A 25,533-nucleotide genomic window follows, 5' to 3' on the forward strand; every position below is an offset into this window, starting at 1 on the left:
TTTAAAATAGGCGATGGCATTTATTAAGAATAGATATTGTAACATTTGGTTTGGAAATTATGAATTTTGTATAAAAAAAATGTTTGCATTTTCATATTAATAATAAAAAATGACTAGATTTGTATAATTAATATATTATTGAGAAAGTTATGAAGAAAAATTTTACTTCTTTCTTTTTCCTCTTTTTGTTTGCGATTACCAGTGCACAATGGAGTCCCACATCATTCAGGGGAGAAAAAACAAGAGCAGGCTCCGATATTAAGAGCTATTACACTCTGGACATTTCTTTGCTAAAGTCTCAATTGGCAAAAGCGCAGGAAACGGGTAAAAATGCAAAGCCCGTTACCATTTCCTTGCCAACTTTAGAAGGAAAAATTGAAAAGTTTGCCGTTTACAGCTTCCCAGTGGTTGTTAAAGAACTGGCAGACAAGTATCAACTGGGATCTTACGTAGGTGTCGGGATTGATGATCCCGGAAAATACCTGAGATTCAGCTTAGCACCGGATGATTTTCAGTCGATGATCATCAAAAACGGGGTTTATGAATTTATAGAGCCTGCCGATAAAGGCAAAACGGTTTATGGTGTGCATCCAAAAACTGATAAAAGCAATGAAGGCTTTCTTTGCTCTATGAACGAGGACCGTTTGACAAAAATGGAAATCGATAAGCTTTATAAAGCGGGAAAAACATTCACCAACCAGACAACCGATTTCTCAAAATCTTCTGATAAAAAGTACAGAACGATGAGACTGGCAATGTCGGTAACAGGTGAGTATACCCAATATTTTGGGGGTACAGTAGCCAATGCATTGGTTGCCGTGAATGCTACTTTAACGAGAGTAAACGGTGTATATGAAAAAGATTTTGCCTTACACCTTAATTTACAGAACTTTCCGGGAGTAATTTATACAAATCCCGCAACAGATCCGTATTCTCCCGCTGCGCAAATGGGTAACTGGAATCTTCAGTTACAGCAGACGCTTACAGCAAACGTAGGAAGTGCCAATTATGATATCGGTCACTTATTCGGAGCTTCAGGGGGTGGAGGAAATGCAGGATGTATAGGATGTGTATGTATCGATCCTGCTAATAATAATGCAACTCAAAAAGGCTCAGGATATACATCTCCTGCAGACGGTATTCCGCAGGGAGATAATTTTGATATTGATTATGTAGCACATGAAATGGGTCACCAGTTAGGTGCGAACCATACATTTTCACACGGTCTGGAAAATGCAGGTGTCAACGTTGAACCGGGTTCCGGCTCTACGATCATGGCATATGCCGGAATCACCGGCGCCAATACTGATGTTCAGGCTCATTCGGATCCTTATTTCCATGCGGTAAGTATTACCCAGGTTCAGAATAATCTTACCAATAAAACATGTGATGTTGAGACGACAATTACCAATAACCCGCCTGTAATTACTCCTTTACCTACTTATAATATTCCTAAAGGTACGGCGTTCGTGTTAACAGCTTCTGCTACAGATGCAGAAAATGATCCTATGACGTATTGCTGGGAAGAGGTAGATAATGCAAATGTTACCATTAATAAAAATAATCTGGGAACAACTGCAAGTGGAGCTACGTTCAGATCATTCAATCCGACAACAAGCCCTACAAGATATTTTCCTAAACTGACATCAGTATTAGCTGGTGTTCTCAATAATTCCAATAACGGATGGGAGTCTGTTTCTACTGTTGCAAGAACTACAAATTTCAGAGTAACGGTTAGAGATAATAATCCAGATCCTACTCAACAGCAGACACAATTTGCCAATCAGCAGATTGTTGTTGGCAATGACGGGCCTTTCAAAGTAACTTCTACGACTGCCTACAACAACGCGCCAACTGCTATTACATGGGATGTTGTTAACACTACAGCAGCACCTTACAACGTAGCAAATGTAAAAATAGATTATACAACCGATAACGGGGTTACATGGACAGTAGCAACTGCTTCTACCGCTAATGATGGTAATGAGTCTTTAACTCTCACCGGTCTTACGGTTGGAGCTACTGTTAAAATCAGAGTAAGCTCTATAGGAAACGTTTTCTATGCAATCGGAAGTGCTACCGTAACGAGTTTAGCCAGCTGTACAGGTGCAGCGCCGGCTGGTATTGCAGTATCTGCAATTACACAAACTACCGCAACTGTAACATGGACTGCCACAGCAAATGCCACATATGTCATTCAGTATCGTCCTGTAGGAGGTACTACATGGACTACTGTTACTTCCGCAGGAAATTCCGTAAACCTTACAGGTTTAAGTGACGGTGTTCAATATGAAGTGCAGGTAGCAACGGTTTGTAATGGTGTTCAGGGGCCTTTCTCTGCATCAACAAACTTTACGACATTAGGTCTTAACTACTGTAACATGACATCAAATAACTTTAGTGATGAATATATTTCTAATGTTACAGTTACACCAAATGGTGCCGCAGTAATGAGCAATAACTCTGTGGGCTCTACTTATACTGATTATACAACCACACCGAGTGCTCTTGTAAATCTTGTAATTGGATCAGCAAATAATACCATATCAGTAAGCAAATTCTGGACAGGAACAACATTCAGTGAAGCAGTGGGTGTTTGGATTGACTTCAACAGAAACGGTGTTTTTGAAGCTTCCGAACAGGTTATGAATTCGCCGGCTAGTACAACAACTCCGGTTTCAGCTACTTTTGCTGTTCCTGCAAATGCCTATAACGGACCTGCTACTACGAGAATGAGAGTAGCAATGCAGTTTAATACTTCACCTACAATGTGTACAAGTTTTACATTTGGAGAAGTGGAAGATTATGCTGTAAAATTAATTCAGCCGATTCCTTGTACAAGTAATGCTCCATTAAACCTTACAGTTACCAACCTTACGGCAACTTCTGCTTATGTAATGTGGGATCCTGCTGCGGGAGCAACTTATGTATTGCAATACAGGCCGGTAGGTTCTACAACATGGACTACGGTTCCGTTAACGGCTAATGCATATACAATAAACGGTTTAACTGAGCAGACTTCTTATGAAGTTCAGGTTGCCTATGTATGTTCTGGCACAACAGGAACTTTTACGGCACCATTCCAGTTTACAACACCGCAGGTAACTTATTGTACAATTAACTCAAACAATAATACCAATGGTTATATTTCTAATGTAACAGTTACTCCTACCAATTCATATGTGATGAGTAATACTTCGGGTGCGAATACTTATACCAATTATTCAGCTGACCCTGCAAAATTGATTACATTAGTTCGAAATTCCACAAACAACAGTATTTCCGTTTCCAAATCATGGTTAACAACAACTACTTCTTCATTAGCTGTTGGAGCATGGATTGATTTTAATAGAAATGGAATTTTTGAAACTACAGAAAGAGTAATAAGCACTACAGCAAATACAACTACTCCGATAAGTGCCACATTTACTGTTCCGGGTACTTCATACAACGGACCGTTGACTCTGAGAATGAGAGTGATTTTCTCTACCGCCAGTATTACAGATCCTTGTGCAACCGTTAATAACGGAGAGATTGAGGATTACGCGGTTAAGATTATTGATCTTTCACCTTGTACAACAGCGGCACCATCTCCAATTGTTGTTTCTAATATCACCGCTTCTACTGCTTTAGTTTCATGGATTAATGCTACCGGTGCTACTTATTCTTTACGATACAGAACAGGTACTGGTACTTGGACAACTATTGCTCCGACAACAAACCCTTACACAATTATAAACCTGAATGGATCTACTACTTATGAAGTACAGGTAGCGACTACTTGTGGCGGTGTTACAGGAGCCTGGTCAAATTCCGTGAATTTTACCACACCTGCTATATCATACTGTAATTCAGGTACGGCAACGGTTACTAATGCATTTATTAATAACATTACAGTAACAGGTACTACTACACCTACAATGTCTAATGATTCAGGTTCTAGTACATATACAGATTATTCCAATGATCCTGCAAAAATTATAACATTAGCGCGAAACTCAACGGGCAATGTACTTTCTGTAGGAAGAACGATATTAGCAGGAACATATTCTACTTATGCATGGATAGATTTCAACGGAGACGGAATATTTAATAATAATCCAACTACAGTAGCAGGAGGGGAAAGAATTATGAACCTTGGATATTCTTCAACTACACCAGTAACGGCAACATTCCCGGTTCCGGCAGGAGCGTATGCAGGAACCAATAAAGTGAAAATGCGTGTTATTGTGTATTTCCTTACACCTACTGACGCATGTTCACCTCTTACAAGTAATGGAGAAGTTGAAGATTACCAGGTTAAATTTGTTGATATTCAGCCTTGTACTACAGCGGCTCCTTCAGGAATTACGGTGTCAAATATCGCGGCTACTACAGCTACCATATCGTGGATTTCTTCAACAGGGGCTACCTATCTTGTTAGATGGAGAACAACAAACCCTGTGGGGGCTTGGAACGTATCCCCTGCACCGATTACCGGAAACAGCTATAATATTACAGGTCTTACAGAGCAAACAGCTTATGAAGTACAGGTTGCTACAATTTGTGGCGGAGTTCAGGGACCTTGGTCTACTTCTACACCTTTTACTACAACGCCTATTACCTATTGTAATATGACTGGTACGGGTACAACTGATTTTATCTCTAATGTTACGGTAACTTCAGTGAATCCGGGTATTCCTCCAATGAGCAATACATCCGTTCAGACCAATTATATCAGCTATACAACTCCGGCTACGTTAATTAATCTGGAAATAGGATCTACAGGTAATCAAATTTCCGTATCAAAAGGAGCAACACAAAATGATGCTGTATCTGCATGGATTGATTTTAACAGAAACGGTGTCTTTGAAGCCTCAGAGCAGATTATGGCTTCTGCCGCGAGTACAACAAGCCCTGTAACGGCATTATTTAGTGTACCGGCAAATGCATATAACGGAAACCTTACCACAACAATGAGAGTTGTTCTCAAGCGTACAAGTGCTCCTGTAATGTGTCAGAATGCCGTGAACGGAGAAGTGGAAGACTATGCAGTGAAATTAAGACCTTGTGCAACAACCACTCCAACAAACGTAACATTCAACACGATTACTCATACCTCTGCTAATGTAACATGGACTGTTCCTACAGGAGGACTTACATTTATTGTAAGATACAGAGTAGCCGGTACTGGAACATGGTCACAGGTGGTAGCTTCTACATTAACCGGAAATCCGCCATTGGCGCTTACAGGATTAACGCCTGCAACAACTTATGAAGTACAGATTGCTGCAAGCTGTGGTACAACGCCAGGAACGTTTACACCGGTTCAGACATTCACAACAAGATGTGATCCTACACCTCCGAATGTAACTGTCGGTACAGTAACCACAAACTCTGCTGTAATAAGCTGGTCTCCGATAGTAGCGAGTGCAACTTATGTATTAAGATATAGAGTTGTAGGAACCGGCGTATGGACAACCGTAAATATTACTGCAGCACCTTTAAATACGTATACTCTTACAGGTTTAAGCCCGTATACAACATATGAAGTGCAGGTTGCTAATCAATGTAACGGAGAAACTACGGTGAACGCGTGGTCTAATCCTAAAGTATTTACAACAGAAAGAACGTGTGAACTTCCACCTCCGGGATTAACGATTACTAATCTTACTCCTACAACTGCAGTTGTAGTTTGGGATCCGTTCCCTGGGGCAACTTATATCCTGAGATATAGAAAAGTAGGCATTCCAAGCTGGACAACGGTAACATCCAATACGAATACTATTACACTTACAGGATTGTTGGAATTAACACAGTATGAATTGCAGGTGGCAAATGTATGTAGCGGAACACCAGGAACATATACATTACCATACTTCTTTACAACACCTACAATTATTTACTGCCAGATGTCAGCAGTTACTTCTACTGATGGATATATTTCGAAAGTTAAGGTTACGCCGAATGGTAAACCTGAAATGTTAAACGAATCAGGAGCATCTAACTATACAGACTATACAGGAGTTTCTGCTAAGTTTATAGAATTAATTCAGGGTTCTTCAAACAACCAGATTACAATTGATAAAAAACTTTCAGGAAATACTGAGGCAGGAGTAGCTGTATGGATTGATTTCAACAGAAACGGATACTTTGATATCAACGAAAGAGTGATGGCTATTGCTCCGAATACAGATGCTACTGTAAGCGGAACATTCACTGTACCGGCAGATGCTTTCGTGAGCTTAACGGACTATAAATATGTAGTAATGAGAGTGGCGTTGGCAAAAGATGCTATTCCGGTGAACTGTACAAACATTCCTAATGGGGAAGTAGAAGATTATACCGTAAGAATTTCTAAACTTCCTGTTCCTAATCCAATTAACCAGACGGATATCTTAATCTATCCTAACCCGGTTAGTTCCGTATTGTATGTGAAAAATATCAGCAAAAAAGCGAATTATAAGATCTACAGTGCAGCAGGACAGTTGGTGTCAAGCGGAATTATTCTGAATAATAAGATTGATGTACACACCTTGATCAACGGTGTATATGTGATCGATATTCAGGATGGAAATGAGGTTACCGCTCAGAAGAAATTCATCAAAGAATAAATCATTTAATTATTAATCCACTTAACAGGTTCTCAGTAATGGGAACCTGTTTTTGATTTATAAGCTGGATATATTGTCTTTTCTGGTAAGAAATCTTTAAACAATTTATCATAATATAATTTAGAAGTCACCGATTGTATTTTGTCCATGTAATATTTATATTTAAAGTCAGAAACATATAAGCTCAGGCTAAAAATATTGAAAGCTTATCAATGATTTTATATCTATTTTACTACTAAAAATTTAAAAAACACAATATGATTAAAAGTAAGTTACTACTTCTTCTATTTTTTGTTGCTTGTATTTCTGATGAAGAAAGTAAAAGGCAAGTTAATTCTTCTTATCAGGGAGAATGGGTTGGAAATTTTGATGGAGACAATAAGGGATCTATTGGATTTACGGTTTCAAAAGCTGGAACAGTAGATGGTGTTTTACATCTCTTCCCCAGTGGGGCGTCCGAAAACTTTAAAGGTTATGTTGCCTTTGATGGAAAGTTTGATATTAATTCTCCTAATAAATATTATTTTTCCGGAATTCTTAATACATCCGCTCCGGTAAAAGGCAAATGGAAAAAGTTAGAATCTTCTAGTTCGTATATTTCTGGAAATTTCACAATTAATAAAAAATAGTATGAGAAAATTTGTTTTGGCTTTATCAATAATAACAAGTGTTTTTGTAGCTGCACAAGAACAATAAGTCTTGAAAAAACCTTAACTGGTATTCGGATAGATTTCTAAACTCTTAATATCTTAATCAAACAATAAACCCGCCGAATATTCAGCGGGTTTTATGTTTATTGGAATTAGTCAATGTCGAAAACAATCTTTTCAGTAATCTCTTTTAAATCTTCGAGATTGGTATTGTTGTAAATGATACAGTCTGCCAGCTTGATCTTATCTTTTTCAGGCATCTGTTTTTCCATAATGGCCTGTACTTCCCGATAGGTTTTGCCATCCCTGTCCATCACCCTCTTCATTCTGATATTATCTTCTGCCGTTACCAGAACAGATTTATAACAATCTTTGTTAAGTTTCAGTTCAAATAATAAAGCAGTTTCCTTAAAAATCAGATACTTGGTCTGCTTCTTTATCCAATCTTCGAAATCAAGACGTACCGCAGGATGAATAATCTGGTTTAACTGTTCCAGCAGATTCTTGTTGTTGAATACTTTTTCAGCGACAAATTTCCTGTTATAAATGCCATTTTCATCGTATGCCTCTTCACCAAGAAGTTCTTTAATTTTTGTTTTAAGGATATCATCTTCGTTGACGATCTCTTTGGCTCTTTCATCTGAATAATAAACGGGAAATCCAAACTCTTCGATAAATTTTGCCACCGTGGTTTTTCCGGATCCTATGCCGCCTGTAAGGCCTATAATCTTGGGTGATGATAATGGTTCCGGCTCAGCTTTCTGAGTTTCTGAATATAGCTCTTCCATAGTTTAACTTAATATCCGAAAACATCATTAAAACTAAATGTCTCATCGAGTCTTACACCCTTTTCTGTCATCTTGAGACTTGCCAGTTCGTTGTGTGCATCGTGCTCGAAGAATAATAAATATTCATTATCGACACACTGTTTTAAGAATTTTCCCTTTTCTTCCAGAGTAAGAAGGGGTCTTGTATCGTATCCCATTACATAGACCTGGTTGATATGCCCTGCGGTCGGAATGAGATCTGCAGCAAAAACAATGGTTTTTTCCTGATATTGAATCACAGGAAGCATTTGTTTTTCCGTATGTCCGTCAACAAAAATAACATCCATTTTAAGATCCGGTGCAAAACCGTAATTTCCGGTGGTAGGAAGAGGTAAAAAATTGAGTTGGCCGCTTTCCTGGATCGGAATAATATTCTCTTTCAAAAAGCTGGCTTTTTCTCTTGCATTAGGTTCTGTTGCCCATTTCCAGTGGTTTTCATTCGTCCAGAACTGTGCATTTTTAAAGGCAGGTCGGTATCCTGTTCTCTCGTCATTCCATTCAATCGCGCCGCCACAGTGATCAAAGTGAAGGTGCGTAAGGAAAACATCCGTAATATCTTCTCTTACGAAACCATATTTTTTTAAGTTTTTATCTAAAGTATCATCTCCCCAAAGCGAATAATGGCTAAAGAATTTTTCGTCCTGCTTATTTCCCAGTCCGCAGTCAATTAAGATCAGCTTTTTGCCGTCTTCTACGAGCAGGGAGCGTGTTCCCAGCTCAATCAGATTTCTTTCGTCTGCAGGATTCGTTTTTTCCCACAGACTCTTTGGGACGACCCCGAACATGGCGCCGCCATCCAGTTTAAATTTTCCGCACTGTATTGGATATAGTTTCATATTAAGATTTATAATGTTTGTTTATTTCTGAAAAATAAGATTTTCAGGGCAACTTAAAAAATAATTTAAGTAATATTTTGTTGACGCCTGATCATCAGGTATTATCTGGCTTTCTCAGAAAAGTTCTCCCGGATTTTTGGGTCTGGAAATGTTTAAATGTTTATACGCTTTATCCGTCACCTCACGGCCTCTGGGCGTTCTGATGATAAAACCTTCCTGAATTAAAAAAGGTTCGTAAACCTCTTCCAGTGTCTCCGGATTTTCCCCGATTGATGTAGCCAGCGCGGAAATTCCTACAGGTTTTCCTTTAAAATTTTCAATCATGACCCGCATAATCTTATTATCCATCTCATCAAGTCCGAATTCATCTACGTTCAATGAATCAAGCGCATATTTGGTAATGTTGATTTCAATTTCCCCGTTTCCTTTGATTTCTGCAAAATCACGAACCCTTCGCAAAAGAGCATTAGCAATTCTTGGGGTTCCGCGGCTTCTGCGTGCAATTTCAATGGCAGCATTTTCATAGATTTTTACTCCTAAAACCCTTGAACTTCTTTGGATAATCATCGATAAAAGTTCAATGGTATAATACTCCAGCCTGCTTTGGATCCCGAATCTTGCCAGCATCGGCTTGGTAAGCATCCCGCTTCTTGTGGTGGCGCCTACCAATGTGAAAGGATTTAACCCAATCTGAACGCTTCTCGCATTCGGGCCGGTCTCCAGCATGATATCAATTTTATAGTCTTCCATGGCAGAATACAGGTATTCTTCCACAACAGGAGATAGCCGATGGATCTCATCAATAAAAAGAACATCGTTCTCTTCAAGATTCGTAAGCAATCCGGCAAGGCTTCCCGGTTTATCCAGTACGGGACCTGAGGTAATTTTGCAGTTAACCTCAAGTTCATTGGCGATAATGTTTGCCAGAGTCGTCTTTCCAAGTCCGGGTGGACCATGGAGTAAAACATGATCCAGCGCTCCGCCACGTTTTTTCGCAGCAGTTACAAAAACTTCGAGATTTTCCAGCGTTTTTCTCTGCCCTGCAAAGTCCTTAAAACTCTGCGGGCGGATCTGTTCTTCCTGTGCAAGCTCTTCACGGGAATAATTGTCTTTATCCGGATGTAAAAAATCAGGCATTAATTCAGTTTCATTTACTGTAAAGATAGGAAAATTGAGGTTAAGAATAAAGGTTGAGGCTAAGATTAAGGCTAAAATTAAGATAAATGTATATCGTTTTACAAGTCATCATATTAATTTATTTTAAGTAATTTTGAAACGAAAAATATTTAATAACAAATGATAAAAGATTTTACTGAGATGCCTGTATGGCAAAAGGCAATGGATATTGCTGAAAAGTGTTTCAATCTATCTGAGAATTTACCCAAAAAAGAAGATTACGCACTAACTTCACAATTAAGAAGATCTGCTGAGAGTATTTCTTCGAATATAGCGGAAGGTTTTGGGAGAAGAACTTCAAAAGATAAAAGCCGGTTTTATGATATTTCCAGACGATCTGCATTTGAAACAAAAAGCCATTTAATATACGGAAACAGAGTAAAATATTTTTCAGAACAGGAGAGTTTGGAAATACAGAATTTGATTGGTGAAGTTATACACGATTTAAATAAAATCACAAATCGTTTAAGTACCATCAAACCTTAATCTAAGCCTCAGCCTTAAACTTAATGTTAATGAAACTAATTGGACCCTTTAAGCAAGTCGTAACCCTTGCAGATCTTCCGTTAAGAGGAAAACTTTTTGATGAGCAGCTGGAAATTATTGAAGATGGCGGAATGATCATCAATCAAAATAAAATTCAGCAAATCGGAAATTTTGAATATTTAAAGTCTAATCATCCAAATATAGAAATTGAAGAAATAGAAGAAGGGCAAATCGTATTGCCGGCATTTACCGATTCTCATACCCATATCTGTTTCGGAGGCAACCGTGCCAATGATTTTGCCATGCGGAATGCGGGAAAAACATATCTGGAAATTGCAGAAAGCGGGGGAGGAATCTGGAGTTCGGTTCAGCATACTAGGAAAGCTTCTGAACAAGAGTTATTAGAAACGTTATTACAGAGAATTGATTTTTTATTAGCCCTAGGTATTACTACCATTGAAATAAAAAGCGGGTACGGACTTGATGCTGAAAATGAGCTGAAAATGTTGCGGATTATTAAAAGAGCCCAACAGCAAACAAAGGCCACTCTTATTCCAACATGTCTTTCTGCTCATTTAAAACCTCGTGATTTTGAAGGGAGCAATCAGGAATATTTACAATATATTTTAACACAAATATTACCTCAGGTTAAAGAAGAAAATCTCGCAAAAAGAGTGGATGTTTTTATTGAAAAGTCAGCATTTCAGCCGGATGAAAGCAAAGATTTTTTACTTAAAACTAAAGAGCTCGGTTTTGAAATTACTGTTCATGCAGATCAGTTTACATCGGGAAGCTCCAGGGTTGCAGTTGAAGTTGGGGCAAAATCTGCAGATCATCTCGAAGCGACCATTGATGAAGATATTGAATTTTTAGCAAAATCTGATACGGTGGCAACCGCTTTACCCGGTGCAAGTTTAGGATTGGGAGAAAAATTTACACCGGCAAGGAAATTATTGGATGCAGGAGCAATTTTAGCGATCGCCAGCGATTGGAATCCCGGTTCGGCACCGATGGGTAATCTCATTACGCAGGCTTCCATTTTAGCAACTTTTGAAAAGCTGACTACCGCTGAAGTGTTAGCCGGAATTACTTTCCGATCTGCTTTTGCGCTCGGACTGGAAGACAGAGGAAAACTGGAAACAGGCATGAAGGCCGATTTTGTAACTTTCAAAACCAATAATTTCCAGAATGTTTTATACAATCAGGGGAGTTTAAAAGCTGAGAATGTTTATGTTGATGGAATGAAAATTAAATAATTAATTATAATAAAGAATATGTTTAGGTGTTCTCAGAATGAGATGACAATCTTGCGTTTTTGCTCTTCACGTATTGTCATGCTGAAAGCATCCAGACACAATCATAATACAGATGATAAAAAAACAATGTTCGAATTGAATGAAGGAATTTATAAATTTTATGTTTATATCTTAACCAATAAAAGCAGAATAGTTTTATACACAGGAGTTATAGGAAATTTACATCAAAGATTATTTCAGCATGTACATAAAGTTAATCCGGATAGTTTTACTTCAAGGGTATAATGCTTGTTTCTTAAATTTATTATGAAAGCTTTGGCTGGATACAACAAGCTATTGAAAGAGAAAAAGAAATCAAACTTTTAAAAAGGAATAAAAACTTGAATTAATAAGAACTACAAATCCTAATTTAGATTTTCTTAATTATCTTTTTGAATAATTGGCTGAGATGCTTCCAGCATGACAAATACAAACCACACACAAATTAAATTATTGATAATGAACAATATCTGGCATGGAAGATTAGACGGAGAAGAACTGCTTTTCCACAGAATATTTCAGAGAGTTAAAGAGGAAAAAAACTACGATCTTATTTCAACGAAAGATTTCGTTTTACACGGATTTGCTGTGGATGAAGGTGTTCGTAGAAATAAAGGGAAAGAGGGTGCAAAAGATGCACCGGATATGATCAGGAAAAATATGGCCAATTTTCCGGTTATCCGTCCGGATTTTACCTTGCTTGATTTCGGAAATATAATATGTGAAGGGCAAAACCTTGAAGAAGCCCAAAACAACCTGGCGAAAAGGGTTTCCAAAGTCCTGCTCAAAAACGGCAGGTCTGTTGTTTTCGGCGGAGGACATGAAGTTACTTACGCACATTACCTTGGCGTAAAAACGGCCTTTCCGGAACAGAAAATAGGAATTATTAATATTGATGCCCACTTTGACAACCGTGAGCCTGAAAATGGAGTAGGAGCAAGTTCAGGTACGGGATTTTGGCAGATCGCGCAGGAAGGTCCTATCAGCTCTTTACACATCGGAATCCAGAGAAATTCCAATACGCTTAAATTATTTGATACGGCCCATCAATACGGTATGAAATACATATTATCAGATGAAATCTTCTTTGAAAACCTTCCTTCGGTTTATCAGAGAATTAATGATTTGGCAGAAAGCGTAGATTATCTTTATCTCACAATCTGTATGGATGTTTTTAATGTTTCAATCGCTCCCGGAGTTTCTGCTTCTGCTTATAACGGAATCTTTGCAGATGCGGCATTTATGCATCTTTATAAACATATTTTAAAAAGTGAAAAGTTAGTGGCATTGGACGTGGCAGAAGTCAATCCAATATATGATATCCAGGACAGGACAGCAAGACTTGCGGCAACACTTGTTAACGAATGGTTTATGATTTAACATCAGTCTGATAGAAAGAATCATTATTTTATGAAAATACAAGGAACATATTTTGTTCCTTTCATTACGCTTTTAAAGCAATAATAAATTCATTTTTGAATTTAAACAGAGATTATTTATGGAACAATTAATTGAAAATAAACTTATCAAAGCGGATAGGGCATTTTCAGAATGGAAGAAAACTCCATTCGATCAACGGCAGAAACTCATTGCCAAAGCAGCTGAAATTTTAAAAACGAGATCTGAAGAATTCGGTACCATCATAACTTCGGAAATGAATAAACCGATTTCTCAGGCAATTGCTGAAGTAGAAAAATGTGCCTTAATGATGAACTATTATGCAGACGCCGAAAACATTTTGCAGCCCGAAAAAATACCGTCTGAATATTCTTACTCCGAGATTCATTATGTTCCCAAGGGGGTAATTCTTGGAGTAATGCCGTGGAATTTTCCTTTCTGGCAGGTTCTGAGGTTTGCTGTTCCGGCGATTCTAGCGGGCAATACTGTTGTGCTAAAACACGCATCTATTTGCTTCGGCAGTGGAAACACGATTGAAAAAGTGCTTCTGGAAGCAGGTTTTCCGGAAGGCGTTTTCCAGAATCTTGAAATAGGACATAAAGATGTAAAAGAAGTTCTTGAACATAAAATCATCTCAGGTGTAAGTCTTACAGGAAGTGAAAAAGCAGGCGCCGAAGTGGCCTCCATTGCAGGACAAAATATTAAAAAATCTCTGCTTGAATTAGGCGGCAGCGATGCGTTTATCATTTTGGATGACGCTGATCTGGATGAAGCAGCGAAGGTAGGTGCTTTAGCAAGACTTCAGAATTGCGGACAAACATGTGTAGCGGCAAAAAGATTTATCATTGACGAAAAAATAGAAGATGCTTTTCTTCCGAAATTCATCGAAGAATATAAAAAATACGTTCCTGCCGATCCTATGGATAAAGAAACGAAAATTGCAGGAATGGCAAGGCCGGATTTAGCAGATGATTTAGAGAAACAATTCAGAAAAGCATTGGAAAACGGTGCTGAAATTATCCTTCCGCTGGAAAGAATTTCTGATAATGAATTTAAACCGGGTCTCATCAGAGTAAAAAAAGGCAATCCTATTCTTCAGGAAGAACTCTTCGGACCACTGGGAATGGTAATGACGGCTAAAAATGATGAAGAAGCATTGCAATTGGCCAATGATATTCCTTTCGGACTTTCCAATTCGGTGTGGACAAATGATAAAAGCCGACAAGTGTTTTTTATTGAAAACCTGGAATCCGGAACGGTAAACATCAACAGAATGACAAGCTCTGATCCGCGTTTTCCTTTTGGAGGAACAAAGACATCGGGATATGGGACCGAGCTTTCATTATTGGCTCTAAAAGAGTTTGTAACTGCAAAAACAATTTTAGGTTAGGCTTGCCAACAATTAACCTGAAATTTATTAGCTTTGAAGAAAAGTAATAATCTATGAAAAAACTTAGTATTCTTATAGGAATATTATTCTTACAAAATGTATTAGCTCAGGAGGAAAAGTGTGGTTTGCAAAAATCAGAATTTAATATCTATAAGGTTAATGCTGAAGATGTAAAATGCCTGGCAAAAAATTCGGATAAAAAGAATACTATTTTTTTTACATTTGCGCGCTGGTGCGAGCCTTGTCTCTATCATCTTCCCAACTTTAAGAAAATAGAGGAATATTATAGTGTTGATTCTTATGTGCTGTTAATGGATGATGAAGGCAGCAAAATGACAAAATCAGCAGTTGATTATATTTTGGAAGGACATCCCAATGCAAAAATTGTAATTCTCAAAGACAAAGAAAAAAGGAATGGAAGGAAGTATAAGGATTTCCTTAAAGAAATTACTCCAAGCCAATTTGAATTGGTGACGGATATGTCAAAGTATATTGTTTTAAATAAATCAGGAGAAGTACAGTTGGTAACTTCCTGGAAGGATAATAAAGAATATCCTGAGTGGAAAGACGATAGTTCTACCATCAAAAGAATTGTTCTACCATTATTAGAAAAGAAATAAAAAACTCCCGACTGAATCGGGAGTTTTGCTTTATGATAAAACCGTTTGACTAAACGGTGGTTAATCTCAATGTATTTGTTTTTCCGCCTTCGTAGGATGGAGTAGCATTGATGTTGATTACGAAATCTCCGGCCTCAATATATCCGTAATTGTGGGTAAGCATATTTACCTGAATAATCGTTTCATCAGTAGATTTCTTCATATCATAATAATAGGCATGAACTCCCCACAGAAGATTCAGCATTGTAATTACTCTTTTGTTACCGCTGTATACGATGATATGGGAATTTGGTCTGTGTGCGGAAAGCTGAAATGCCGTATATCCTGAACTCGTTAGTGTAACGATAGCAGAAACATTCGTTGTTTTTGCAATTCTTACCGCTGCCAAACAAACTCTGTTGGTGATGAATCTTTCATCAATACAGTTGAAATCTTTTTCTATCGGCTCATTTTTGTGCTGGTAAAAGTGAGTCGTTTCAATATTTTTTACAATTTTGGTCATGTTTTCCACCACCTGTACCGGATATCTTCCTACGGAGGTTTCTCCTGAAAGCATTACCGCATCGGCACCGTCCAATACAGAGTTGGCAACGTCGTTTACCTCCGCTCTTGTTGGGGTAAGGCTGTTGATCATGGTTTCCATCATCTGCGTGGCAATAATAACCGGCTTGGAATAGAACCTTGCTTTTTCTACAAGCGTTTTCTGGATTGCCGGAACCTCTTCCATCGGAACTTCAACTCCTAAATCTCCACGGGCAACCATTAAGCCGTCGCATTCCAATAAAATTTCGTCGATGTTTTTAACCCCTTCCGGTTTCTCAATTTTAGCAATGATCGGCGTTTTGAATTTTCCGTTCGGGTGTTTTGATATAAGTTCTTTCAAATCAATAATATCCTGAGCGTGACGCACGAAAGAAAGCGCGATCCAGTCAACCTCCTGATCCAGCATGAAATTAGCATCCTGAATATCTTTTTCCGTTAATGCCGGAAGAGAAACGTTGGTATTCGGAAGGTTAACTCCTTTTTTAGAGCTTAGCGGTCCACCCTGAATTGTTTTAGCTTTCACCGTATCAATAAGGTTGGTTTCCGTAACTTCCAACACCAGTTTACCGTCATCAATAAGGATTCTTTCACCAACTTTTACATCCTGAGGAAATTGCTGGTAGGTCATATAAACTTTTGTGGAATCTCCTTCAATCTTTTCATTAGTGAAAGTAAGAATGTCCCCTGGATTAAGGTAAGAGCCTTCCTTTACAACCCCAACTCTCAGTTTCGGGCCCTGAAGGTCTCCTAAAATACCAACAGAGTAGCCATATTCTTTGTTAAGCGCTCTGATGATTTCAATATTTGAACGAACTAAGTCGTAATCTGCGTGTGAAAAATTGATTCTGAAAATGTCAACACCTGCTTTCATTAACCCTAACATTACTTCCTTCGACGATGAAGCCGGACCAAGTGTTGCGATAATTTTTGTCTTCTTTAAATACTTATTCATAATACTGGATAATTTGATAAAGTTCTTCTTCAGAACCTAGTGTATAATCTTGAATGGGAAATACAAGATTTTCAGGGAGCAAAATTACGGAAAAATCAGGAAACTGTTCCGAACTATGCAAAATATATTGTACTTCTACCTGATTATTTAATAAAAATTTAATATTTTCTTCTCCTGTAAAGAGCTCGGTCTGTAATTTTTTTTGTTTACTTTCCGAAGATCGGTTGGAGATGAAAGTGAAGCATGTTTTTGTAAACTTGTGATATGCTTCAAATCTTGGAAAAAAGTAATCATAATAAAATCCGTGATAGATGAGGTCATCAATCCGTTTAAAATTAAGATCGTTCTTTTGATTTACGGTAAAGAAAAACTCATGATCGGGTACATTTTTGGCTAATCTTACCAGTCCTATGGTAACATCTTCAAATTCTGTTTCGTCTAGATCATAAAGCTTTTGAATTTCCAAGTATGTTTTCTTTTTTGTTTAAAATATAAAATGCTCTTTGTGCTGCTTTCTCTTCCGCCTTTTTCTTGGAGGTTTCCGTAGCGTTGGCGATTTTTTCTTCTCCCAGCCACACGTGGCAGCGAAATACAATCGACTTGTTCACCTGTATCTCTTCACAGGTTTCGTACTTTATATTTAATTTTTTCTTTTGGCTCCATTCGAGCAGAAGGCCTTTATAGCTTACAATTTTATTTTCAAGCTTATTCATTTCAGTAGGCGTAAGGAGCCTTTCCAAAATAATTTTCCGGCATATTTCATACTGAAAATCCAGGTAAACGGCACCAATAAGGGCCTCAAATAAATTTCCGGAAATGTTTTCCCCTAATGCTACAGAAGCCTGTTTTTGCAAAAGGTCGGTAAGTTTTAGGTCTTCTCCTAATTTATTAAGATTTTTCCTATTCACAATCTTGGATTTCATTTGGGTCAGGTAGCCTTCATTAGCCTGAGGATACGTCTGAAACAAGTGGCATGAAATGATTGTGCCCAAAACAGAGTCTCCTAAAAATTCTAGCCTTTCATAATTGCTGTCTTTATTCTTAGAAGAGTTTTTCAAAGAAAAAGCTTCACGGTAGAGCGCAACATTTTGCACCTCAGTACCCAGAATTTTATTTAATTCGATACTGAGAAAATAATCTCTCTCCGTTAATTTTCTTTTTCTTTTTTTGAGAAGGAATTTAGAAAAGTATTTCTGTAACTCCATTCAGTAAATTTAGATTTTCTTAAACAGAACGCAGGCGTTGTGCCCACCAAATCCAAAAGTATTGCTCATGGCTACTTTTACGTCTTTCTTCGCAGCTTCGTTGAATGTGAAATTCAGCCTGCTGTCGATATTTTCATCATCCGTAAAATGGTTGATGGTAGGAGGAACAATACCATGAATAATCGTTCCTAACGCAGCAATCGCTTCAATAACTCCTGCAGCACCCAACAGGTGGCCGGTCATTGATTTTGTAGAATTAATCTGAATGTCGAAAGCATGCTCTCCCAGTAATTTTGAAATAGCGTTGGATTCTGCGATGTCTCCTAATGGAGTAGAAGTACCGTGCATATTGATATGATCTACTTCATCAGCAGTTAGCCCTGCATCTTCCAGGCAGTTTTTCATTACGAGATAAGCGCCTAAACCTTCAGGATGCGGTGCGGTCATGTGGTGTGCATCTGCACTCAGACCTCCGCCTTTTAATTCTGCATAAATTGTTGCACCACGTTTTACAGCGTGCTCATATTCTTCAAGAATGATACATCCTGCACCTTCACCCAGTACAAATCCGTCTCTGTCTTTGTCAAAAGGCCTTGAAGCGGTTTTAGGATCATCGTTTCTTGTAGATAATGCCATCATTGCATTGAATCCGCCGACGCCGCTTGCGGTAACGGCTGCTTCGGAGCCACCACAAACAATCACGTCTGCTTTACCAAGCTGGATCAGCATTTTGGAATCAATTAAAGCATTGGCCGATGAGGCGCACGCAGAGACCGTAGTATAATTGGGACCGTGGAAACCATATTCTATAGAGATATGCCCTGGTGTGATATCTGCGATCATTTTAGGAATAAAGAAAGGGTTGAATCTCGGAATTTCCGTATTGGCCCATCCTAAAACTTCGGTTTCAAAGGTTTCCAGACCTCCGATTCCGGAGCCCCAGATCACGCCGACTCTGTTTTTGTCTACGCTGTCTTCAATAATTCTTGAATGTTGTACTGCTTCTCTCGCAGCTACCAGCCCGAGTTGTGTATTTCTATCCATTTTCTTAGCTTCTTTCTTATCGAAATATTGCAGCGGATCGAAATTTTTTACTTCGCAGGCGAATTTTGTTTTAAAGTTTGTGGCATCAAAAAGAGTAATCGGAGCGGCACCGCTCTCACCTTTCACAAGATTTTCCCAGTATTCTTTTGCATTATTTCCAATCGGTGTTATTGCTCCAAAACCGGTTACAACTACTCTTTTTAATTCCATAAACTTAGTTTAATTTTCTTTTTTGTTGAAGAATATTATTTATTTACTACTTCTTCGATATAAGCGATAGCGTGTCCTACAGTAGTAATTTTTTCAGCCTGATCATCAGGGATCTGAATGTTGAATTCTTTTTCAAACTCCATGATTAATTCAACGGTATCCAATGAATCAGCTCCTAAATCGTTTGTGAAGCTAGCTTCAGGAGTTACTTCTGTTTCTTCAACGTCAAGCTTATCAGCGATGATAGCTTTTACTCTTGATGCAATGTCTGACATAGTAAATTTTTTTTTTAATTGTTAGATGGTGCAAATATATAAAATTCTTTACGATAAAACATTTTTTTCGTGCTTTTTGTGGTGTATAGGGATGTATTTTGTTGTGTTCCGGGTTAGTCTTTTAGTTTTCAGGGGTTTATATTTTGTTGTCTCGTGATCTTGTTTAAGTGTAAAAAATTGATATTTTTTGGATAATAAATTTGACGGGAATTTTGAATTGTTATGCGGTTCGTTTTTAAAATGTACAGCAGATTATCATTAGTTTTGCACCTTACTTTACATGAAATGAGAAAAATTATTTACGGGATATTCATATTCGCGGCGGCATCAGTATCAGCGCAGGTCAAAGGAAAGATCATCAAAATAAAAGACGGCGATACGGTGGTGGTTTTACTGGCCGACAAATCCCAACAGACATTACGGCTTGCGGAAGTCGACTGCCCCGAAAACGGACAGGCCTTCGGAAGCAATGCCAGACAATTTACAGCCAATCAGGTATTTGGAAAGACGGTTGTTTTTTATAAAATAGGGAAGGACCGCTATGGAAGAGGAGTTGCCGGGATTTTTATGATGGTGATAAATATTTGTCAAAGGAAATTGTGAAAGCCGGATTCGGATGGTGGTATTTTAAAGCTTCCAAAAATACGGAGCTGCAAAAACTTCAGGACGAAGCAAAACAGAAAAAGCTGGGTTTGTGGAGTGATACAAAAGCTATTTCACCCTGGGAATTCAGAAAAATTAAAAAGAATAAAGCAAAATAAGAATGAGACTGTTTCAAATCCAAATCATTGGATTTGTCATTCTGAGGCACGAAGAATCTGTTAGAAATTAAATCTTTAGATTCTTCATTTCATTGCACTCAAGAATGACACTTTGAAACAGTCTCATCAGGTTGATAAAATCGTCCCCTCTTATATAAGGATATAGAGTGGTGATAGATTGTATTTCAGAGGACAGCGATTATGCTTTGCACATAGCATCCCACGTTGTCCAGAAATGCGCGTTGATGGCTCCCGGAGCCGGGTGGGTGCTGTCGGCCACGATTCCTACCATTGAAGCGCAGTTGGAGTTGCATCCGATTTCGTTTCTGCTTCCTTCCTGAGCCGGGATTTCTCTCCATGTTCCGGTAGAACCGCTTAATAATTCTACTTTAATATCAAAAATTCCTGAAAGGCCCGGAGTCTGAAGTTGCTTGGTTGGATCTTCACTGGAGATCATGTCTTTCCAGTTTCCCTGTGAAAACGTTACTCTCCACTGTCCGATCATTTTTGCCGTGTCATTTTGCGGAGAAAGGTATACCCAGAACTGAGCACCTCCTCCTAATTGTAATTGTCCTGTAGAATTTGCGTTGTAGCTTGTGTTTGCTTCCATGATGATTGTTTTTTATAGTTGTTTTGTATTCCAAAGTAACGCAGAAAATATCATCCGGAATAGCGTGGAAATGACCAATTGTTGGGTTAGGTGTTTGTACGGTAGGGGGTGTGGTAGGTTAATAGTTAATTTAATGAAGGTAGTTTTATATGTTTTATTATAATAATTTAAAACACTAATAAAGCAGCATAATAGGCATACATTAGAAAAACGTAATAAATATTTTATGCTATTTATTTTTTTAGTTCAATAAACCATTGTTCGTTTATAACACAGTTTTGACTATTTGGATCAGGTTCGGGCTTGATTATTTTTAATTGGAGTGGCATTGGTACACAATTTCCAAATATTAACACTTCACCAGGAACAGCTTGTTTTATTTTAGCCACATAATCATCAGAAAAATATGGCAAAACAGAATATATATATTTCATGTCTATTTCGTTTTGGATGCGGTGTATTAAATAGTTGCCGCATTGTGATAAAACAGTTTGTGAAAGTTCGGATGGTCTTTGAGAAGAAATAATAAGGAAAAAAGAAAATTTACGTCCTTCTCTTGCTATTCTTTCAAAAATATTATCTTTAATGATGTATTCAGTATCTTTTTTTATATATCTATGAGCCTCATCCAAAACAAGGTGAATTGGCGCTTCTCTACGTTTAGTGCCTTCTTGGCTTTTTCTGTAATCAAATAATAGTCTGCTTATAACACTTGTAGTAAGTTCAAGTATATCATTTCCAACTTCACTTGTATCAATGATTATTAATTGATGTTCTTCATTGTTGCCTATACCTATAACCTTTTCTAAATAATTTTTTTCATTAGAAAATTTTGTGTCGGATTTCATAAATGCACAATCAGGATTAAACAAAAAATAATCAAGTCGTGTTAACATTGTAGAGGTAAATTCTCTTATCCTATGGTTGCCTTTACCTTCTTCTTCTAATAAAACAAGCTCAGTAGCTATTTTTAAGAATTTAAAATCATAAAATTCTCCACTAGTTAATTTAAAGTCATTTATTTTTTGAGCATTTTCTTCATCAATTTCTAAATCTGTTATGAATTTACTAAGTCTTCCATCATTATTTCCATAAACTATATTAGTGCCTTCCAATGCTTCATCTAGGAAGTCGATTATGTCTTGATGATCAAAGTTTTTTTCTAAACTTGTAATAATTTCTCTAGATTTAATTATAACACCTCTAGCGGCAGTCATTTTTGTTGTATCAGATTCAATATTACTAACAACATCAGAAAGAATATTTCTTATTTTCCATTTGAAATAATTTGAATAATCTTCTTGGCTAGAAGTTGAAGCATCAAACATTTTATAGAACTTATAACACTCCTGTAAAACTTTATCCCAAAATGGCTTTTGAGTTTTGTCTGAAGTCATTAAGAAAGCAAGCCATTCATCTAAGTTCATTAAATAGTATGGTAAAACGAAGTTAGATTCGTCTTTTGAATTTGGTCTATAATATTTTAAAGTTTTATCAGAAAATAAATTTGTTGAGAATGCACTTTTATATTCACCATTAACATCAAACATTATAATTTTTCCTCCTATAGCAGAATAATCTTTTTTTCTGAAAACTTGTTGAAATATATGTGATATTGTGTTAGATTTTCCACTTCCACTATTTCCTAATATTGCAGTGTGAATATTGAAAAAAGAATTAATATCAACGCTAACAGTATAATTTATTAAATTTTTTGAAATGCCTAGTTCAATTGAATCATGAATATAATTTCCCGTTTTATCATACAATTTTGGAGATAAAATATTTTTTACGTCATGAATGGTAACGATACTTACATCTGCATAAATAGAGGGAAATATACCAACTCCAATATTGAAAACCCCTAGTTCGTTGAATGTGCCAATAGGTTTGATAATTAATTCCCTTGAGCTATCTAAATTAAAATTTGAGTAAGTTTTGCTGTCCGTATTGTGATCTAATACAGCAACAACTTCACATAATATTGACTCCCCAATTGCATTATTTGTTTTTAAATAGCTGCCAATGTTTCCAAAGTAATAAATTTGACCGCCAATATTAACTGTGGAATTTTTTGTTGTATGAAATAATTTAACTTTAAATTTATCATACTCTACTGAGATTACTTTACCAATATTCATTTATCTAACCTTTATAGAGTTTATAAATTCATTTAATAAATTGTCTTGAGATTTAAAAGCGTCAATATTGGGTAAAAGATTATTAACAATATAACTAAAATAATTTATTTTCTCACCTTTATACTCTCCATAGATATTTATTATTCTATTATCTGCAATTTCGACAATCTTATTGTTAATTTCTCCGAAGATTACAAGGTTTATAGTGGAATTTGTAGCTAGAGCTTGATATATTATGTTGTTGACATGTTCGTCGCTAAAGCTATAACCAATTACAAACAAAATAGAATGTGGCTCTAGTAATTTTTTTTGAAATTCCCTAAATAACTCAACATATGGACTTCCGAGACTTTTATTTTGTTTTGTGGGAGTTGGGTATATAAGAATGTTTTCAATATCTTTTTCCCGTTTGGGTTCGTTAATTTCTTTAATATTAAAAAATGAATTAGAATTTGTATTATCCTCAATCCAATTTATAGAGCCATGTATCTTATATAGATAAACCATGTTTTCAACTGGCTCAAACTTTTCAATACTGGTATCCATTCTTTTTGAATACGTATAGTTGAATAATGCAGGATTAAAATATCTATTGACACCTCTTGAGAAACCATTAATATAATGTATGTTTACGCTATCTAAAGCATGCTCATTAAATAAATCATTGTTTGTAGTAAAAATATTAAGTCTAGATAAATCTTTATTTCTTAAAGCTAATTTGAGATAAAAAGTCTGATAAAGATTTAAATAAGATTGATATTTAGAATCATTTATTTTAATATTTATTTCATTGAATATTTGATCTTCTATAAGATCTATAAGTTCACTGCATTTTTTAAGTTCATCATTTTTTTCATTTTCCTTTTCATCAAAATTATTTTTTTGGTAGATTCTATAAGAATAAAGAATACCTAATATGTCTTCTAAATTTTTTTTATTTTTTATTCTTTTTTCAATATTTTTAAATTCTTTTAAATGTTCTGTGTAACTTTTAAGCCTAGCAACAACAGAATCATAAAGGCCGTTCATTGTTGGTATTGCTCCAACACTTGTTCCTGAGCCAAAAAGAAAATTAATGTTCTTCATATTGAACATTTCTTTTATTCTTGATTTGATAGTTTCTATTCTTTTATCCTCATCAATTTCATCAGTGAAAATAGAGATTCCTCCTTGTTTAAAAAGTATTTTTTCTAACATGGTTATTTATTGTTTATTGCAAATATATCTATAAAACTTTATAGGTAGTGTCTTATTTGCAAGTAATATTTTGTGGTTAAGCATCAATTGCAGATACTGGACGAACCTCAATTTTTAATAAATCCTTTGTTTGAAATGAAATAAGTTTTTTCCTTAGATCAGCTTTATTATTGAATAATCTTCCAATTTGGTACGTCATTTCGATATAATTTGTTGTATCAATAGTCAAATCTCTACTTCCAAATGATTTATCATAGGTAAGAATTTTTATTTTTTTACAATTTGAATTATTAAAGATTGAACTTAACATTGTTTTATCAGACATTCCACATGAATGTCCCATTACATACACTTCAAACTCGTCGGAATCGATAAACTTTAAAAAATTTTCATAATTATTTGTCCTTAGATACCAATATGTTTTTATGTATTTTAAACATTCATCATATTTTTCTAGTAATTCAAAATTAGTTTCGTCTTCATCACCATATCCAAAAATCATTGGGTTATTGATATCATTTAACTTCCCATGAATATAGATAACATTTGTGTTTGGTATTGTTTTTCGGATCTCTTTTATGTAAGTTTCAATAGTAGAAGTGTAATTGAAATTTAAGAACAAAATATTATTAGGTGTGGGAGCGTTATTTGTATTTATATTTATCCCACGAACGGTCTTTTTGCTTTGAGGTGCAAGATTATGTTTTATTGGTTCTGTTAATTGGCTTAATAAATAACTTTTTGATACATCGTACTTCTCAGACGAATGTTGTTTTTCAATTCTATTTAAGTAATTAAAGAGTAAATTTTGTAGAAGCTCAAAGCCTTTATTTAGTTCGATAATTTCTTGTATCTTACTTTTTGACGATAACTCACAAAGAATTTTGTAATATTCATTTTCTATATCAACCCAGTTGGATTCTCTACAGGAAGAAAGAAGTATTGATATTAAATTGTTTTTAAGCTTTAATGTATATTCAAGGGTTTCTTTGTAAATGGGTCTTCCAGTCACGGTAATTCCAAGCGAATTGTCACTCTGTATATAGCCATAAAAGTTGTTTAATTCCCAAGTACTTATATATGGGTTTGTATTTAATTGTTTATCAAATCGATTGTTTTTTATCACTGTTATAAACTCATCTTCATACTTTTCATAATCCCTAGCCGAGTTAAAGACGTTTTTTAAATAATCAAGTATAAAATCTTTGTATGAGGTCTTAATCTTATGTGCTATATCAAAGCCATTCCCAATTAGTATAAGTCTGTTCATTTTTGAGATGTATGTTTTAAAACAAATATATGGAAACTGTATTCTAAAAAAAAG

Annotated in this window: 19 protein-coding genes and 1 pseudogene; 8 read left to right on the forward strand and 12 right to left on the reverse strand. The window is 36.2% G+C overall.

Annotated features, from left to right (window positions below):
• The first annotated feature begins 149 nt into the window (after window positions 1-149).
• Window positions 150-6,593, forward strand: coding sequence for a GEVED domain-containing protein (locus BUA76_RS03795; RefSeq protein WP_072883506.1), 6,444 nt, complete (start codon window positions 150-152; stop codon window positions 6,591-6,593).
• 257 nt (window positions 6,594-6,850) lie between these two features.
• Window positions 6,851-7,222: a hypothetical protein gene (locus tag BUA76_RS03800; protein ID WP_072883507.1), complete on the forward strand. Its 372-nt coding sequence runs from the start codon at window positions 6,851-6,853 to the stop codon at window positions 7,220-7,222.
• Between the two features lie 173 nt (window positions 7,223-7,395).
• Here BUA76_RS03800 and coaE read toward each other — a convergent pair whose 3' ends face one another.
• The 3 genes from coaE to ruvB form a co-directional block, all read right to left on the reverse strand.
• Window positions 7,396-8,031 carry a dephospho-CoA kinase gene (gene coaE / locus BUA76_RS03805; RefSeq protein WP_072883508.1) on the reverse strand — a complete coding sequence of 212 codons (636 nt, stop codon included), beginning with the start codon at window positions 8,029-8,031 and terminating at the stop codon, window positions 7,396-7,398.
• 8 nt (window positions 8,032-8,039) lie between these two features.
• A complete protein-coding gene (locus BUA76_RS03810; protein ID WP_072883509.1) occupies window positions 8,040-8,906 on the reverse strand; it encodes an MBL fold metallo-hydrolase in 867 nt (288 codons plus the stop codon).
• A 114-nt stretch (window positions 8,907-9,020) separates the two neighbouring features.
• Window positions 9,021-10,043, reverse strand: a complete 1,023-nt coding sequence (gene ruvB, locus BUA76_RS03815) for a Holliday junction branch migration DNA helicase RuvB (RefSeq protein WP_072883510.1) — start codon at window positions 10,041-10,043, stop codon at window positions 9,021-9,023.
• A 159-nt stretch (window positions 10,044-10,202) separates the two neighbouring features.
• On the opposite strand from ruvB, the gene BUA76_RS03820 reads away from it, so the two are divergent.
• The 5 genes from BUA76_RS03820 to BUA76_RS03845 all read left to right on the forward strand — a co-directional run bounded on the left by BUA76_RS03820 (window position 10,203) and on the right by BUA76_RS03845 (window position 15,271).
• Window positions 10,203-10,568, forward strand: coding sequence for a four helix bundle protein (locus BUA76_RS03820; protein WP_072883511.1), 366 nt, complete (start codon window positions 10,203-10,205; stop codon window positions 10,566-10,568).
• A gap of 29 nt (window positions 10,569-10,597) precedes the next feature.
• Window positions 10,598-11,824 carry an imidazolonepropionase gene (hutI, locus tag BUA76_RS03825; protein WP_072883691.1) on the forward strand — a complete coding sequence of 409 codons (1,227 nt, stop codon included), beginning with the start codon at window positions 10,598-10,600 and terminating at the stop codon, window positions 11,822-11,824.
• A 498-nt stretch (window positions 11,825-12,322) separates the two neighbouring features.
• Window positions 12,323-13,243 carry a formimidoylglutamase gene (gene hutG / locus BUA76_RS03835; RefSeq protein ID WP_072883692.1) on the forward strand — a complete coding sequence of 307 codons (921 nt, stop codon included), beginning with the start codon at window positions 12,323-12,325 and terminating at the stop codon, window positions 13,241-13,243.
• A 118-nt stretch (window positions 13,244-13,361) separates the two neighbouring features.
• Entirely contained in the window at window positions 13,362-14,651 is a 1,290-nt protein-coding gene (locus BUA76_RS03840) for an NAD-dependent succinate-semialdehyde dehydrogenase (RefSeq protein ID WP_072883512.1), read from the forward strand.
• 53 nt (window positions 14,652-14,704) lie between these two features.
• Entirely contained in the window at window positions 14,705-15,271 is a 567-nt protein-coding gene (locus BUA76_RS03845; protein ID WP_072883513.1) for a hypothetical protein, read from the forward strand.
• 49 nt (window positions 15,272-15,320) lie between these two features.
• Here the strand turns inward: BUA76_RS03845 and pyk are convergent, their stop codons facing one another.
• The 5 genes from pyk to BUA76_RS03870 are packed head-to-tail and all read right to left on the reverse strand — an operon-like array spanning window position 15,321 to window position 19,500.
• On the reverse strand, window positions 15,321-16,766 hold the full coding sequence (gene pyk / locus BUA76_RS03850) for a pyruvate kinase (protein WP_072883514.1): 1,446 nt from the start codon (window positions 16,764-16,766) through the stop codon (window positions 15,321-15,323).
• The gene (locus tag BUA76_RS03855) at window positions 16,759-17,232 is read right to left on the reverse strand and encodes an IPExxxVDY family protein (RefSeq protein WP_072883515.1); all 474 of its coding nucleotides are present in this window, start codon (window positions 17,230-17,232) and stop codon (window positions 16,759-16,761) included. Before BUA76_RS03855 ends, pyk begins: the two co-directional genes overlap by 8 nt.
• Window positions 17,210-17,971, reverse strand: coding sequence for a ribonuclease III (rnc, locus tag BUA76_RS03860; RefSeq protein ID WP_072883516.1), 762 nt, complete (start codon window positions 17,969-17,971; stop codon window positions 17,210-17,212). The genes BUA76_RS03855 and rnc overlap by 23 nt, the downstream gene beginning before the upstream one ends.
• Window positions 17,972-17,980: 9 nt before the next feature.
• Entirely contained in the window at window positions 17,981-19,225 is a 1,245-nt protein-coding gene (gene fabF / locus BUA76_RS03865; RefSeq protein WP_072883517.1) for a beta-ketoacyl-ACP synthase II, read from the reverse strand.
• Between the two features lie 35 nt (window positions 19,226-19,260).
• Entirely contained in the window at window positions 19,261-19,500 is a 240-nt protein-coding gene (locus BUA76_RS03870) for an acyl carrier protein (protein ID WP_002976354.1), read from the reverse strand.
• A gap of 285 nt (window positions 19,501-19,785) precedes the next feature.
• Here BUA76_RS03870 and BUA76_RS03875 point away from each other — a divergent pair.
• Window positions 19,786-20,261 (forward strand): annotated as a pseudogene (locus BUA76_RS03875) (thermonuclease family protein).
• A 199-nt stretch (window positions 20,262-20,460) separates the two neighbouring features.
• On the opposite strand, the gene BUA76_RS03880 reads toward BUA76_RS03875, so the two are convergent.
• The 4 genes from BUA76_RS03880 to BUA76_RS03895 all read right to left on the reverse strand — a co-directional run bounded on the left by BUA76_RS03880 (window position 20,461) and on the right by BUA76_RS03895 (window position 25,479).
• Entirely contained in the window at window positions 20,461-20,871 is a 411-nt protein-coding gene (locus tag BUA76_RS03880; protein ID WP_072883518.1) for a hypothetical protein, read from the reverse strand.
• Between the two features lie 233 nt (window positions 20,872-21,104).
• The gene (locus BUA76_RS03885) at window positions 21,105-23,012 is read right to left on the reverse strand and encodes an ATP-binding protein (protein ID WP_072883519.1); all 1,908 of its coding nucleotides are present in this window, start codon (window positions 23,010-23,012) and stop codon (window positions 21,105-21,107) included.
• Window positions 23,013-24,209 carry an SIR2 family protein gene (locus BUA76_RS03890; protein ID WP_072883520.1) on the reverse strand — a complete coding sequence of 399 codons (1,197 nt, stop codon included), beginning with the start codon at window positions 24,207-24,209 and terminating at the stop codon, window positions 23,013-23,015. It lies immediately after the preceding gene.
• Window positions 24,210-24,285: 76 nt separating this feature from the next.
• Complete coding sequence (locus BUA76_RS03895; RefSeq protein ID WP_072883521.1) at window positions 24,286-25,479, reverse strand: AbiH family protein; 1,194 nt, start codon at window positions 25,477-25,479, stop codon at window positions 24,286-24,288.
• Between the last annotated feature and the right edge of the window lie 54 nt (window positions 25,480-25,533).

Origin of the sequence: Chryseobacterium takakiae, from assembly GCF_900129385.1 — a bacterium.
GTDB classification, from domain to species: Bacteria; Bacteroidota; Bacteroidia; order Flavobacteriales; family Weeksellaceae; genus Chryseobacterium; species Chryseobacterium takakiae.